The sequence below is a fragment of the Erysipelatoclostridium sp. An173 genome, from assembly GCF_963931465.1.
Taxonomy (GTDB): Bacteria; Bacillota_I; Bacilli_A; order Erysipelotrichales; family Coprobacillaceae; genus Thomasclavelia; species Thomasclavelia merdavium.
This window is the reverse complement of sequence record NZ_OZ007017.1, coordinates 1,731,145-1,745,397: the sequence shown is the minus strand read 5'-3', so window position 1 is coordinate 1,745,397 and position 14,253 is coordinate 1,731,145. Positions and strand designations below refer to the sequence as shown.

The 14,253-nt window shown below is 29.3% G+C and carries 13 protein-coding genes and 2 tRNA genes; 9 read left to right on the top strand and 6 right to left on the bottom strand.

Annotated elements, in window-relative coordinates:
- Nucleotides 1-44: 44 nt before the first annotated feature.
- The 3 genes from metA (at nucleotide 45) to ABGT36_RS08755 (ending at nucleotide 1,223) form a co-directional block, all read left to right on the top strand.
- Nucleotides 45-992: a homoserine O-succinyltransferase gene (metA, locus tag ABGT36_RS08765; RefSeq protein WP_087302327.1), complete on the top strand. Its 948-nt coding sequence runs from the start codon at nucleotides 45-47 to the stop codon at nucleotides 990-992.
- Between the two features lie 69 nt (nucleotides 993-1,061).
- Nucleotides 1,062-1,148, top strand: a tRNA-Leu gene (locus tag ABGT36_RS08760).
- Between the two features lies 1 nt (nucleotide 1,149).
- Nucleotides 1,150-1,223 (top strand) — tRNA-Thr (locus ABGT36_RS08755).
- Nucleotides 1,224-1,295: 72 nt separating this feature from the next.
- Here ABGT36_RS08755 and ABGT36_RS08750 read toward each other — a convergent pair.
- Nucleotides 1,296-2,357: an HD domain-containing protein gene (locus ABGT36_RS08750; protein ID WP_296883922.1), complete on the bottom strand. Its 1,062-nt coding sequence runs from the start codon at nucleotides 2,355-2,357 to the stop codon at nucleotides 1,296-1,298.
- 46 nt (nucleotides 2,358-2,403) lie between these two features.
- Nucleotides 2,404-3,774, bottom strand: coding sequence for a dipeptidase PepV (pepV, locus tag ABGT36_RS08745; RefSeq protein WP_087373244.1), 1,371 nt, complete (start codon nucleotides 3,772-3,774; stop codon nucleotides 2,404-2,406).
- Nucleotides 3,775-3,875: 101 nt separating this feature from the next.
- Here pepV and ABGT36_RS08740 point away from each other — a divergent pair, with 101 nt between their 5' ends.
- The 3 genes from ABGT36_RS08740 (at nucleotide 3,876) to ABGT36_RS08730 (ending at nucleotide 7,270) form a co-directional block, all read left to right on the top strand.
- Nucleotides 3,876-4,310, top strand: coding sequence for an NUDIX domain-containing protein (locus tag ABGT36_RS08740; RefSeq protein WP_087373247.1), 435 nt, complete (start codon nucleotides 3,876-3,878; stop codon nucleotides 4,308-4,310).
- 66 nt (nucleotides 4,311-4,376) lie between these two features.
- Nucleotides 4,377-6,521, top strand: coding sequence for a Tex family protein (locus tag ABGT36_RS08735; protein WP_346677657.1), 2,145 nt, complete (start codon nucleotides 4,377-4,379; stop codon nucleotides 6,519-6,521).
- Nucleotides 6,522-6,532: 11 nt separating this feature from the next.
- On the top strand, nucleotides 6,533-7,270 hold the full coding sequence (locus ABGT36_RS08730) for a YiiX/YebB-like N1pC/P60 family cysteine hydrolase (protein WP_087373253.1): 738 nt from the start codon (nucleotides 6,533-6,535) through the stop codon (nucleotides 7,268-7,270).
- Nucleotides 7,271-7,292: 22 nt separating this feature from the next.
- On the opposite strand, the gene cysK is transcribed toward ABGT36_RS08730, so the two are convergent.
- Nucleotides 7,293-8,207 carry a cysteine synthase A gene (cysK, locus tag ABGT36_RS08725; protein WP_087373256.1) on the bottom strand — a complete coding sequence of 305 codons (915 nt, stop codon included), beginning with the start codon at nucleotides 8,205-8,207 and terminating at the stop codon, nucleotides 7,293-7,295.
- Between the two features lie 120 nt (nucleotides 8,208-8,327).
- On the opposite strand from cysK, the gene ABGT36_RS08720 reads away from it, so the two are divergent.
- The gene (locus ABGT36_RS08720) at nucleotides 8,328-9,650 is read left to right on the top strand and encodes a PLP-dependent aminotransferase family protein (RefSeq protein WP_346677656.1); all 1,323 of its coding nucleotides are present in this window, start codon (nucleotides 8,328-8,330) and stop codon (nucleotides 9,648-9,650) included.
- Between the two features lie 20 nt (nucleotides 9,651-9,670).
- On the opposite strand, the gene ABGT36_RS08715 is transcribed toward ABGT36_RS08720, so the two are convergent.
- Nucleotides 9,671-10,909 carry a 6-phosphofructokinase gene (locus ABGT36_RS08715; protein WP_087300234.1) on the bottom strand — a complete coding sequence of 413 codons (1,239 nt, stop codon included), beginning with the start codon at nucleotides 10,907-10,909 and terminating at the stop codon, nucleotides 9,671-9,673.
- A gap of 57 nt (nucleotides 10,910-10,966) precedes the next feature.
- Nucleotides 10,967-11,626 (bottom strand): hypothetical protein, encoded by a 660-nt coding sequence (locus ABGT36_RS08710; RefSeq protein ID WP_346677655.1) that lies wholly within the window; start codon nucleotides 11,624-11,626, stop codon nucleotides 10,967-10,969.
- A gap of 142 nt (nucleotides 11,627-11,768) precedes the next feature.
- On the opposite strand from ABGT36_RS08710, the gene ABGT36_RS08705 reads away from it, so the two are divergent.
- Both ABGT36_RS08705 and ABGT36_RS08700 read left to right on the top strand, forming a co-directional pair.
- Nucleotides 11,769-12,191, top strand: coding sequence for a hypothetical protein (locus ABGT36_RS08705; protein WP_087373264.1), 423 nt, complete (start codon nucleotides 11,769-11,771; stop codon nucleotides 12,189-12,191).
- Nucleotides 12,192-12,327: 136 nt separating this feature from the next.
- Nucleotides 12,328-13,611 (top strand): O-acetylhomoserine aminocarboxypropyltransferase/cysteine synthase family protein, encoded by a 1,284-nt coding sequence (locus tag ABGT36_RS08700; protein ID WP_087300228.1) that lies wholly within the window; start codon nucleotides 12,328-12,330, stop codon nucleotides 13,609-13,611.
- A gap of 33 nt (nucleotides 13,612-13,644) precedes the next feature.
- Here ABGT36_RS08700 and def read toward each other — a convergent pair whose 3' ends face one another.
- On the bottom strand, nucleotides 13,645-14,214 hold the full coding sequence (def, locus tag ABGT36_RS08695) for a peptide deformylase (protein ID WP_087300226.1): 570 nt from the start codon (nucleotides 14,212-14,214) through the stop codon (nucleotides 13,645-13,647).
- Between the last annotated feature and the right edge of the window lie 39 nt (nucleotides 14,215-14,253).

Genomic DNA, 14,253 nt, shown 5'->3' with positions numbered 1-14,253 from the left:
TATTAAGTTATGGTAAACTAATGTTTATGTTAGGAGGTTAGCTTATGCCTATTAAAATACCTAATGATTTACCAGCTAGTAAAATATTAAGAGAAGAAAATATTTTTGTTATGGATGAAAATCGGGCTTTATCGCAAGAAATTCGCCCGTTACAGCTTTTAATATTGAATATTATGCCAACTAAGATTGTAACTGAAACGCAATTATTAAGAATGCTTTCAAATACACCTTTGCAAATAGAAGTTGACTGGATTCATATGGCCAGTCATGAATCTAAAAATACTTCACAAGAGCATTTATTGGCTTTTTATAAAACTTTCAAAGATATAAAAGATAAAAGTTATGATGGTTTGATTATTACTGGAGCCCCAGTAGAAAAATTGCCATTTGAAGAAGTTGATTATTGGCAAGAAATGGTAGAAATTTTAGAGTGGGCCAAAACGCATGTCTTCAGTTCTTTTTTCATTTGCTGGTCATCGCAAGCGGCATTGTATCATTATTATGGGATTCCAAAACATAAATTAGATGAAAAATTGACCGGAGTATATTTCCATAGTACTAATATTGAAAAGATGAAACGTAAGATATTAAGAGGCTTTGACTATCAATTTTATGCACCTCATTCAAGATATACAACTGTTTTAGCAAAAGATATTGAAAAAGTTGCTAGTTTAGATATCTTAGCTCAAAGCAAAGAAGCTGGTGTTTATTTAATTGCTGAAAAGGATGGATCACGTTTTTTTGTTACCGGTCATCCAGAATACGATCCTGATACATTAGATAAAGAATATAAAAGGGATTTAGCAATTTCTAGTGATGCTACGATGCCTAAAAATTATTATCGTAATGATGATATAAATAATGAAATATTGGTTAAATGGCGTTCTCATGCTTATTTATTATTTAGTAACTGGTTAAATTATTATGTTTATCAATTAACACCATATGACTTAAATGATTTAGAATCAATTAAGACAGGAAAAAAAGATTAGAATTTGCATTCTAGTCTTTATTTTTTTTTGATAATTTGATAGAATCTACTTACGGCAAGAAGGCCAAATGCAGACATGGCGAAACTGGTATACGCGCTATCTTGAGGGGGTAGTGGGCATTAGCTCGTGCGAGTTCAACTCTCGCTGTCTGCACCATGCCGGTGTAGTTCAATGGCAGAACGCATGAATGGTAATCATGAAATTCAAGTTCGATTCTTGGCTCCGGCACCATTTTAAAGTTAATTGATAGAGCATTTATTTTCTAACGTTATTAAAAGACTACAATATTTGTAGTCTTTTAAATCATTTATAGGGTTTAAAATCAAAATTAAAGCCAGTATATTTAAAATGCTTTAGATTTAAATATTGTTCAATATCTCTTGAGGCTTTTAATGAAATATCATTGATACGATATATTTTACCATTATGTTTAACTAGTGGAGTAATATATCTTTTTTTAACATCGATATTAATACAATACTTATCTTTTTGAAAAGAATTGCTGCCATAAAATGAAATCGTTTTTTGAAATCTAATAAAATTATTTTTAAGATAATCATCTTTACAATTTAAAATCTTCTCGATTATTTTTCTTTCTGAAAGCGTATAAAGATCATCGATAGTTAAATAGTCACTAAAATTCATTGATTTTATTATATCTGCTATAAACTGCATTGCTGTTCGATCTTTATCACTTATCCATTGAGGCCATAATTTACAAACAGTATCTATGTATTTTTCGGCAACTTTTAAATCAGTAAATCCTAACTCAATTATATTATCTTCATTAACAAGTATTTCAATATTTTGATAGATTTCCTTAATTGTATCTAATTGCCAAATCCGGTAAAAACTAAGACCGCTAGAAAAATTATACTCAAAGCGATCTGCACTTAATCTAGGAGTATCATTATCAGCAATTGGATATATATGATAATCAATAACATCTTCAATTTTAATATTATCTTTTTTTAATAATGTGCAGATTTCTTTTGAATTTGAAATCATTAGCGCTGTTTTTTCTTCAGTTGCCTCTTGTACTAGCGTATCACCGTATAAAAAATCAATACAATGTTTAAAAGCCGGAGTAGCAATATCGTGGAATAAGCCAGCTAAAGTTTGTTTTTTATCATGAGTAAAATGCCAGATAATTAATGCTACTGCTACACTATGGTCAAGGGTTGAATACCAGTATTGGATATTAAAAAGTTTACAATAATCTAAACCGCAGTTCATACTAATATCCTTCAATCTTTGCATCGGCAGTGTATCGATGTAATCAACTAACCAATCTGGAAATTCTGGTGATAAGATTTTAAAATATTCTTTGATTTCAGGATGCAAATTATTTATATAGTTGTTCATTAATATACTCCGTTTATATAATTGAAAAAAATCTCGTAACGAGATTTTAATCAGCTTTTATTAAATTATAAATTGCATGGCAATAAATTTCAGTTGCTTTAAGTAACGAATCAATTTTAATATTTTCATTATTTCCATGAATAAAATTATCTTCACCTTCAAATTCAGCGCCGAAAGCAACACAGTTTGGCATTGATTTAGCATAAGTTCCGCCACCAATTGCTTGTGGTTTAGAATTAGTATCACCTGAAACATCAACATATGCTTGATGTAGGGTAGAAACTAATTTAGATTTAGGATCAATATATAAAGCTTTACCAATATCATGATTTTCGTTTAATTGATAATTACTGCAGGCTGTTTGGAATTTTTCAATCATCTTATCAAAATCCATATCATGAGGACAACGTAAATCTAAAGTTATTTTTAAATTTTCTTTGCAATAAGAAATAACACCAAGATTCATAGTTAAAGGTCCCATAGCCCCATTAAAATCAATTCCTAATTTTTTACCATGGTAATCATCAAGATATTCCAATACAAAATCAACTACTTTATTATCAACTACAGTAGCTAAATATTTGCATAAATAAACTACAGCATTAATACCTTCTTCAGGGGTACTAGCATGAGCTGATTTTCCTTTTAAAACCAGTTTAGTATGATTTCCTTCTTCTTCGATAGTTCCAGTTAAATTATTACTACTTAGAAATTTTTGGAAAGAATCAACATATTGTTTATGATTTCCTTCGATTATTGCTTCACAAGTTTCTGGAACAATATTAGGTCGTGATCCTGCACATAGATAAATTAAACCATTTTTTTCAACATTACCAGTTATTTCAAAACTGCAACCAGCTTTTTCACCATAAACAACTGGGAAACCAGCATCAGGGGTAAATCCCATTGTTGGATAAGGCATTTTAGTAAAATAATATTTGACACAGCTGCTACCTAATTCTTCGTTACATCCAAAAATAACTCTAGTTTTCATTTTAGTTGGAATGTTTAATGAGTTAACAATTTTAGCAGCATAGTAACTAGCAATTAAAGGTCCTTTATCATCAGCTACACCACGGCCATATAATTTACCATCTTTAATAACTACTTCAAAAGGATTAGTATCCCAACCAGCTTCATTTACTGGAACAACATCCAGGTGTCCTAAAATTCCTAGAGTTTCTTCACCACTACCAATATCAATATGACCCGCATGTCCATCTACATCTTGAACTTCAAAACCGTCACGGCGTCCAATTTCTAACATGGCATCGAGCGCTTTACGATTGGCAGCACCATAAGGTGCAAATAAAGCAACCGTGCTATCATCTTGCATTGAAGGAATAGCACATAAATCTTTTATATCTTGAAGCATTTGATCTTTTATTTTTAGTACTTCCGATTTAAAATCTATCATTATAATCACCTCGAAAATAATTATAACACTATTAGTTGTATTTTTTAAACAATTTTAATAATAATAGTGTTATGATATAGTAAATAATTAGGAGGTAGAGCATGAAAAATGTAAAATTTCACATAACTGTAAAAGGTATTGTCGTATTAGATAATAAGATTTTATTATTAAAAAGAGTTAAACCATCAACAGATGGACTAGGTTTTTGGGAATTGCCTGGAGGTGGACTAGAATATGGAGAAACACCTAATCAGGCTTTGATTAGAGAGTTAAAGGAGGAAACAGGATTAGATATTGTAATAATTAAACCAGCTTACACATTTACAAAAATTAGAGAAGATTATCAGACAGTTGGAATCGGCTTTTTATGTATTCCAAAAAATGATCATGTTCGCCTTTCCGATGAACACACTGATTATTGTTTTGTAACGATAGAAAAAGCAAAAGAATTGTTAGATAAAGAAATATATAATGATATTATTTATACTATTGAAGAATATTATCTAGGTCGTGATTTTAGTAAAGCTAACGTATAATTTTAGTTGATAATTTGTAATTTTAAAGTAAAATAGAGTGGTCAGACATTTTTCAAAGGAGATTATATGAACGAAGAAATTATTGGATTAGTAGTAAACGAATTAGAGATAACAAAAAAACAAGTTGAAGCAGTATTATCTTTGTTACAGCAAGGAAATACAGTTCCTTTTATAGCACGTTATCGTAAAGAAGCTACTGGTGGTTTAAACGAAGATCAAATCAGAGACATTGATAAATATTATCAATATCAGGTTAATTTATTGAAACGAAAAGAAGATGTTATTCGTTTAATTGATGAAAAGGGAATGTTAACAGACCAGTTAAAAAAAGATATTTTACAGGCAACTAAATTAAATATCGTTGAAGATTTATATCGTCCTTATAAAGAAAAAAGAAAAACTAAAGCAACTGAAGCTAAAGCTAAGGGATTAGAGCCATTGAGTAAATGGATCTTAAGTTTACCAAATGGTGATATTGAACAAGTTGCCAAAAAATATTTAAATGATAAAGTAACAAGCGAAGCTGAAGCTATCCAGGGAGCTTTAGACATTATTGCTGAAGTAATTAGTGACGATATTAAATATCGAAAATTTGTTAAAGATATTATGTATAAATCAGGAACAATTGAAACTAAAGTAAAAAAGAAAAATCCTGATGAAGATAAAGTATATGAAATGTATTATGATTTCCATGAACGAGTAAATCGAATTGTTTCACATCGAATTTTAGCAATAAATCGTGCTGAAAAAGAGAAGGTTATTACTGTAAATATCGTGATGGATAAAGAATTTTTGATTCAGTATATAAATCGAGGTGTAACTAGAAATAAAACCAGCAGCGTTAATGAATATATTTTAAAAGCTGTTGAAGATAGTTTGAATCGATTATTATTACCATCAATTGAACGTGAAGTTCGTCATGAATTAACAGAAAAAGCTAGTGAACAGGCGCTTAAAGTTTTTTCAGTAAACTTAGAAAAATTATTAATGCAAGCACCGCTTAAAGATAAGATGGTTTTAGGAGTCGATCCAGCATATCGAACTGGCTGTAAATTAGCAGTAGTTGATCAAACCGGAAAAGTATTAAAAATTGATAAAGTATTTATTACGATTCCTAAAGATAATTACGATAAAGAAAAGAAAATTTTATTAGATATAATTAAAAAATATCAGATTGAAATTATTGCTATTGGTAATGGAACAGCTAGCCGTGAAAGTGAAGCTTTTATTTCTAAATTAATTAAAGATAATCATCTTGATGTAGATTATGCGATAATTTCTGAAGCTGGTGCTTCAGTATACTCTGCAAGCAAACTTGCTAAAGAGGAATTTCCAGATTTTCAAGTTGAAGAACGCTCAGCAGTATCGATTGCAAGAAGATTACAAGATCCTTTAGCTGAGCTTGTTAAAATCGAACCTAAAGCAATCAGTGTTGGTCAATATCAACATGATATTAATCCTAAGCTATTAGAAGAACAGCTAGATTTTGTTGTTGAAAAGGCGGTAAATAGTGTCGGTGTTGATATTAATACTGCTTCTGCTTCATTATTACAATATGTTTCAGGTTTAAATAGTGGTGTAGCTAAAAATATTATTAAATATCGTGATGAACATGGTAAATTTACTAATCGTATGGAAATAAAAAATGTTAGTAAGTTAGGTGCTAAAACATATCAGCAGGCAATTGGTTTTTTAAGAATACCAGGTGCTAATGAACCTTTTGATGCTACAGCTATTCATCCTGAAAACTATAATCAAGCTAAAGCATTGTTAAAGCTAATCAACGCTGATACAAGTATGCTTGGTTCTAAAGAAATTAGTGAAAAATTAGAAACAATTGATAAAGAAAAAGTAATTAATGATTTAGGAATTGATTCTTATACTTTAGATGATATTATTGATAGCTTTATTAAACCTAATCGTTCACCAAGAGATGCTTATCCAACACCATTATTGAAAAAAGACATTTTAAAAATTGAAGATTTAAAACCAGGAATGCAATTAGAAGGAACAGTTAGAAATGTTGTTGATTTTGGAGCATTTGTTGACATTGGGTTAAAAAATGATGGTTTAGTCCATATTTCTAAGATTTCTAATGAAAGAATTAAACATCCTTTGGATAAACTAAGCATAGGTGACATTGTTGAAGTATATGTCATTGATGTTGATGTAAAAAAACATCGTGTTGCCTTAAGTATGATTAAAAATTAAAGGATGAGTTGATGAAAAAAAGATTGTTTCTACTAGGAATAGTTGTTTTGTTGTTAAGTGTAGTTAGTTTATCAAATTTAAAATCAAACCAGGATCAAGAAGTTGCTTTACCTAAGACAACAACTTTAGAACCTGAAGTAATTGAATACGACGAACTAACTAGCTATATTGAACTATTTAAAACGGGGGATATTATTAATATTGAAAATTCTAATTATTTAAGTTCATATGCTATTCCAGGCCGTTGGAAACATTCAATATTTTATTTAGGGACATATCAGCAGTTCAATGAAGTATTTACTGTTGATGATAAATATTATCAAGAGATAAATAATCATTATCAAACTAAAGATGAAATTTTGGTTTTAGATAGCAACTCTACCGGGGTGAAAATCAGGACTCTTGATCAGATGGCTAATTTAAAAAAAGAATCTTATTTAAAAGCGTTAACCGGATATCGTTTTAATGAAGATAAAAATTTCATAAAAAATTATTTAAATCGAGCTTTAGATTATTTAGATACGCCTTATGATTATAGTATGACAACTTATGATGATAGTGCTTTATATTGCAGTGAATTAGTCTATTATGCCTTGTTAGCTAATGATATCGAGATAAATAAAACAAGTACTATAGTTGATCATATAGTTATTACTCCGACGGATTTAAGTGATTTTTTAGAAACATTAGATGATATAGAGCATGTCTATCTATTAGAAAAAAATAATGAACAAATAGTAATAACATAAAAAAGATGCCATGGCATCTTTTTTATTTAAATAATTCAGTTGATAAATAACGTTCACCAGTATCTGGTAATAAAACAACAATATTTTTATCTTCACCAGGTAATTTACTAGCACCATGTAAAGCAGCTCCAGCAGTAATACCCACTAATAAACCTTCTTTTTTAGCTAATAATCTTGATGCTTGATATGCATCTTCACTAGAAACGGTAATAATACTATCGATTAAATCTAAATCTAAAATATCAGGAATAAAATTTGCTCCAATCCCTTGTAAATCATGAGGACCAGCTTTTCCCTTAGAAATTAATGGCGAATCTTCAGGTTCAATTCCAACTATTTTAATATCTGGATACTTTTCTTTTAAAACCCGAGCAATTCCAGTAATAGTTCCACCAGTACCAATACCAGCAACAAAATAATCAATGTCATCATTAAAATCTTCTATGATTTCTAAAGCAGTGCTTTCTTGATGAGCTAGAGGATTATTAGGATTGACAAATTGACCAGGAATATAACTGTTTTCAATTTTATCAGCTAATTCGTTAGCTTTATCAACCGAACCTTGCATTCCTTTTTTGGCTGAAGTCAGTACGATTTTAGCACCATAAGCTTTTAATAATTTTTGTCTTTCAATTGACATCGTTTCTGGCATAGTTAAAATTAACTCATTACCATAGATGGCACAAGCAATTGCTAAACCAATGCCAGTATTTCCGCTAGTTGGTTCAATAATAGTAGTTTTTTCATTGATTAATCCATCTTGATAAGCTTGTTTAATTAATTTTAGACCAACACGATCTTTGACACTGCCACCAGGATTGAAAAATTCTACTTTCGCAAATAGGTTATTATTGATTTTTTTTGCTGCTTTATAACGTTCTATTTCAATTAATGGTGTTTTTCCGATTGTTTCTAAAACACTTTTTTTAATACTCATAAATTCACATCCTTTTTTTAGTTATACCACTATTTATGAAAAGATGGTAGAGAAATAATAAATTTATTTCATTGTCATGGAAAAAATTGTTATTTATAATAATTTTAAAGGGGACTGATTATGAAAGATTATAAATATTTACAAGTTTATCAAACAATCATCGATGATATCGAAAATGGTTATTTAAAATATCAGGAAAAAATACCATCAATTAGACAAATGGCTAAACGTTTAGATGTAAGCAGGACAACGGTAGAAAGCGCATATTTACAATTATTGGTCGAAGGATATATTTTTGCTAAAGAAAAAGTTGGTTATTTTGTTGATGTTCAATATCAAAATCAATCAAAAAAAACAGTTAAAGCAGAAAATTCATTAGCATTAGATAATCATACCTATCGTTATGATTTTAGTGGACGTTTAGTCGATAATGAAAGTTTTAATTTAGATATTTGGAAAAAATACATAAAAAAAGCTTTGAATCAAACTGATGATTTAATGTGCTATGGCGATCCTCTAGGGGAAAAGGCTTTAAGAGCAGCTTTACAGCAATATTGTCATGAATTTAGAGGATTGAGTCGACCAGTTGACCATTATATCATTGGAGCTGGTTTTCAAATTCTTTTATATCATATTTGCAGTTTATTTAAAAAAGATAATTTAGTAGGTATAGAAGAAGGCGGTTTTAAACAGGCTGAAGCGGTTTTTCATGACTGCCATATGCAAGTTGTTAAACTACCAGTTGATGATCAGGGAATAACGATTGAAGGATTGCAGCGGACTAATTTAAAACTGCTTTATTTAAATAGTTCTTCAGGGGGATATCATGGTCATCCTATTAAACAACAGCGACGATTAGAAATTATTAATTATGCTCGTGCTAATAATGTTTATATAATTGAAGATGATCATAATGGTGAATTGAAGTTTAATAGTAAACCAATTGATGCGATGTCTAAATTAGATAATGATCGGATATTTTATATTGGTTCTTTTTCTAAATTGTTGTTACCATCAATTAGAATTAGTTATATGGTTTTACCAAATAATTTAGTAAGTGATTTTCTTTTAAAAGTTAATGATTATCATCAAACTGCTTCAAAACTAGAACAATTAGCTTTAGCAATGTATATTGAAGATGGTCAATTAGCTAGGCATTTAAAACGTTTGCGTAAGCACTATCGTTTTAAAGGAAATCATTTATTAAATGAATTGAAGAAAGCTTTTCCTAATCATCATTTTGAATTATATGAAACAGCTCTTAAAATCACAATGGCAATAGAAGATGATTTAATAGATTATTATATTGAAACTGCTAAAAGGAATAATATAAATGTTACTAAAAACAGTAGTAATCAATTAGCACTTTCATTTTCTGGAATCCTAGAAAGTGATATTGATGAAGCGGTAAGTTTATTAAAAAAAATATGGTTAAAAAAATAGTGGTTGCATTAACCACTATTTTAATGATTTAAATGTTTGCAGCTATAATAAGCTGGAATACCATTTTTATAAGTAATATGAACTTCACCTTGAATTAATGGGAATAAATAATCATATAGTTCTTTAGTAATACCATTATGATCATCATTGATCCATTCAGTAGGAATCTTTTGTTCTAAATTAGCTACTTCACGAACATCAGTAGAAATATAGTCAATAACATATGGGTTATTAGAAATTCGTTTAAATCCCATTACTTGACCAGATTTTTTAGTCATTGCAGTTTCTACTGCTTTTTGACCAATTACAAAAGATTCATTTAAATCAGTTTTACTTCCAATATGCATAGCACATCTTTGTAGAACATTTAATTCAATACTACGTACTTTACATTGGAATTCTTTAAATACTAAGGATTCAAGCATTTTACCAGTTCCTGAGTGAAGAACATGACCGAAAGCATCTTTTTTAGCGTATTTTGAATTATCATCAAGGAAATGACCATCTTTGTCTTTAATTCCTTCACTAACAGCGATAACAACACAACGTTTACGTTTAAATACTTCACGGATATCATCTAAGAATTTATCTTTATCAAAGACAACTTCAGGTAGATAAATTAAATCAGGGGCATCATTATATTCATTTCGAGCTAATGCTGCTGCTGCAGTTAACCAGCCAGCATTACGTCCCATGATTTCAATGATCGTAACTGATTGTAATTGATAAATTAAACTATCATGAACTACTTCTAGAATTGATGAAGCAACATATTTAGCTGCTGAACCAAAACCAGGGGTATGATCAGTTCCCATTAAATCATTATCAATAGTTTTAGGAATACCGATAAATTTAATTGGGCTATTGATTGATTGAGCGTAATCATCTAATTTCATAACAGTATCCATAGAATCATTACCACCAATATAGAAAAAATCAGTAATTTCTAATTTTTCTAAGATTTCAAATAATTTGACATAAGTTTCTTCGTTTTCTTTATATGTAGGTAATTTAAAACGACAAGATCCTAAATACATCGCTGGAGTCTGTTTTAAAGCATTAATTTTTTCTCCGGTATCAAACTCTTTTAATAAGTCCATATAACGGCCTTCTAAAAGTCCTTTAATACCATTGATCATTCCATAGACATTTTCATATTCTGCTGTTGATTTTGCTTTATGGATGATACCAGCTAAGCTTGCATTAATTGCTATTGTGGGTCCTCCAGATTGTCCAATAATACAATTTCTCTTTTTCATTTTATTCTCCTTTATTACGAACACATTCTAACATTTTTAGACATTAAAAAAAAGTAGTTAATGCTTTTTTCGTAATAAGAAATATAAAGATGTTACTAAAATAATAATTAAAAGAATATTTATTAGGCGACTATCAAAATTTTGTTTACTAGAGGTGATTTTAATTTCGGTTGTTTGTTTTTGCGTAATAAAATCTAATAAATTGATTTTAACTTCGTTGTTGTTTATGTTACCGTAATTAGTTTCCGTGATTTTACCCGGTAGAGAAATTTTTAAATTAATTTCTAATCCCATATTTTCTAAAGATAAAAGAGATGAATTATTGATGTCTTGTAATTCACTGCTATTTAATAAACTGTCAATAAGATCTTTAGGAAATAGTACTTGATAGGTATTATTTTCTTGATCATAACTAATATAATTTAATAGCATGTTATTAATATTATCTGGGGCATTAAGAGCAAAACCGGCATAACTTACACCATTGATTGATTCGTTTAATTCTTTAATTTGCCAGTTTTTTAACTGGTTTACTGCAAGTTTATTTTGAATATCTTCTAATGTTGTATCATATGTAGAAAGTATTTCTTTCTGGCATAATAATTCAATAATTAAATTAGCTTTTTCTAGATTAGTATATTTAATATTTACATCTCCTTTGACACAGCTGCTAAGGAAAAGGAGTGAAAAAACAATTAAAATGATTTTTTTGACCATTATTTACACCTCAAATAATATTGTGCCACATTCTTTGATTTATATAATTAAAATATAGATTTGAAAAAATTTATCGTTTATAATTTTAATATGGTTAACATATAGTTCACATTAGCAATTTAAAATAAAAATGGTGATATCGATGAGAGTAGAAGTAATATATACGAATAAATCCAAACATATTAAACCAGTGGCCGAAGCGATGGCTCGCTGGGTTAAAACATATGCTAAATCAATTAATGATTTTGATAAAAATGCTACTATTGATTTATTACTGATTGGTTTTGATGATTCAGTAAGAAAAGATAGTGAATTAGAAAATTTTATTAAAAATTTAGATCGAAAAAATGTCCATAATATTGCACTATTTAATGCTTTCTATTTAAATGATCATAAAATGACCAATATGATTAAATTATGTCAGGAAACTAATTTACCACTGATGAGAGAACAATATTCATTTAAATTAACATTTAAGCAGTTAAAAGAAATTGATCAATGTGTAATTGATGGGGCTCGATTATATATAGAAGATATGGTTAATATAGTACGTGATTATTATTAAAGGCAATAATTCAGTTGATTAGCTAACTGGATTTATTGTCTTTTTTAATTTGTAGATAAATAATTAAATCCAAGATTATATATAGAAAAATGATAATATCTATGATACAATTTTATCAATTTTAGGAGGAATTATTATGGATAATAAAGAATATGGTTTTGAAACACTACAAATACATGCCGGGCAACAACCTGACCCAGTAACAAAAGCAACAGGATTGCCACTATATTTATCAAATGCTTTTACATTCGAAGATGCTGATCAAGCAGCTAGAATTTTTGCATTAGAAGAAGGGGGATATTTTTATTCACGATTATCAAATCCTACTGTTGATGCTTTACAAAAAAGAATGGCAGCATTAGATGGTGGTGTTGATGCAGTAGCTTTTGCTTCTGGAACAGCAGCCATCATGGGAATGATCATGACAGTTTGTCAAAGTGGTGATGAAATTATTGCTGCTAACAACTTATATGGGGGAACAATTGGATCTTTATCAGGAACAATGACAGGAATGGGATTTAAATCACATTTTGTAGATCCTAAAGACTTAACAGCTCTTGAAGAATTGATTAATGATAAAACTAAAATTATTTTTGTTGAATCTGTAGGAAATCCAAATGGTGATATGCTTGATTTTGATGCCATTAGTGCCATTGCTAAAAAATATGGAATTTTATTTGTTGTCGATAATACAACACCAACACCATATTTATTTAGACCAATCGAACATGGGGCTGATTTGGTAGTTTATTCAACTACTAAATATTTAGCTGGTCATGGTAATGTAATGGGTGGTATTGTTGTAGATTCTGGTAATTTTAACTGGAAAGATAATCCACGTTATCCATTATTTAATACACCAGATAAAGCATATCATGATATCGTTTATGCTAATTTAGGACAAGGAGCATTTTGTACTAAAGCAGTAGCAAAAACTTTACGTGATTTAGGTGGATGTATGTCACCATTTAATGCTTATATGACATTATTAGGGTTAGAAACATTATCACTTCGAATGAAAAAACATGTTGAAAATTCACGAACTCTTGCTAAATTTTTAAATGAATGTCCTGATGTTGAATGGGTTAGCTATGCTGAATTACCTGATAATCCTAATTATGAATTAGCTAAAAAATATTTCCCTAATGGTTTTGGTGGATTATATACATTCGGTGTTAAAGGTGGCGTTGAAGGTGGTAAAACAGTTATTAATAATATTAAATTATTTATTCATGTAACTAATTTTGCTGATTCACGTTCATTACTTACTCATCCTGCAAGTACTACACATGCTCAAATGTCTGAAGAAGAACGATTAGCTGGTGGAGTAAAACAAGAAACTATTAGAATGTCAGTTGGTTTGGAAGATGTTGAAGATTTAATCACTGATTTAAAACAAGCTTTTGCTAAAATTCAATAATAAAAAATACTGATATCAAAATGATATCAGTATTTATTTTATAATCAATGCATTTTCAATTGGCATTAATGGATTATCTTTATCAATTCGATCATAGAATAAAACGCCTTCAAAATGATCTAGTTCATGTTGTAAACAAATAGATAAAAAGCCTCTAGCTACAATTTTTACCTCTTGATCAGTTAAAACATCGTAACCTTTAACAGTAACTTTGGCGTAGCGTGGTACGTATCCTTGAACATCATAATTGACTGATAAACAACCTTCACCATCTTTTAAATAAGATTTTTTTTCAGTGTAAGAAACGATTTTTGGATTTACCAAAGCATAATCATCAGCTTTAGTAACATTTCCTTCTTCATCAAAATCTAAGACGTGAACAGCTAACATACGTTTAGGAATTCCTAACTGAATAGCAGCGATTCCGACTGCAGGTCGCAAATCATATTTTTCAGATGTTTCAGGATCTTGAGAATTGACTAAAAACTCATGCATATCTAAAAGCAGTTTACGATCTTCATCGCTAAGAGGTAATTCTACTTCTTTAGAAACTTCACGAATTAATTTATTTTTATCATCGATTATATCCTGCATTGTTATCATAAATTTTCACCTCATTTAAAATTCTGATAGTATTATATC

Coding starts and splice junctions, on each gene's coding strand:
- ABGT36_RS08710 (WP_346677655.1), bottom strand. CDS start 11,626: ATGGTCAAAAAAATCATTTTAATTGTTTTTTCACTCCTTTTCCTTAGC.
- metA (WP_087302327.1), top strand. CDS start 45: ATGCCTATTAAAATACCTAATGATTTACCAGCTAGTAAAATATTAAGA.
- ABGT36_RS08720 (WP_346677656.1), top strand. CDS start 8,328: ATGAAAGATTATAAATATTTACAAGTTTATCAAACAATCATCGATGAT.
- ABGT36_RS08730 (WP_087373253.1), top strand. CDS start 6,533: ATGAAAAAAAGATTGTTTCTACTAGGAATAGTTGTTTTGTTGTTAAGT.
- pepV (WP_087373244.1), bottom strand. CDS start 3,774: ATGATAGATTTTAAATCGGAAGTACTAAAAATAAAAGATCAAATGCTT.
- ABGT36_RS08735 (WP_346677657.1), top strand. CDS start 4,377: ATGAACGAAGAAATTATTGGATTAGTAGTAAACGAATTAGAGATAACA.
- ABGT36_RS08700 (WP_087300228.1), top strand. CDS start 12,328: ATGGATAATAAAGAATATGGTTTTGAAACACTACAAATACATGCCGGG.
- ABGT36_RS08740 (WP_087373247.1), top strand. CDS start 3,876: ATGAAAAATGTAAAATTTCACATAACTGTAAAAGGTATTGTCGTATTA.
- ABGT36_RS08750 (WP_296883922.1), bottom strand. CDS start 2,357: ATGAACAACTATATAAATAATTTGCATCCTGAAATCAAAGAATATTTT.
- ABGT36_RS08705 (WP_087373264.1), top strand. CDS start 11,769: ATGAGAGTAGAAGTAATATATACGAATAAATCCAAACATATTAAACCA.
- def (WP_087300226.1), bottom strand. CDS start 14,214: ATGATAACAATGCAGGATATAATCGATGATAAAAATAAATTAATTCGT.
- ABGT36_RS08715 (WP_087300234.1), bottom strand. CDS start 10,909: ATGAAAAAGAGAAATTGTATTATTGGACAATCTGGAGGACCCACAATA.
- cysK (WP_087373256.1), bottom strand. CDS start 8,207: ATGAGTATTAAAAAAAGTGTTTTAGAAACAATCGGAAAAACACCATTA.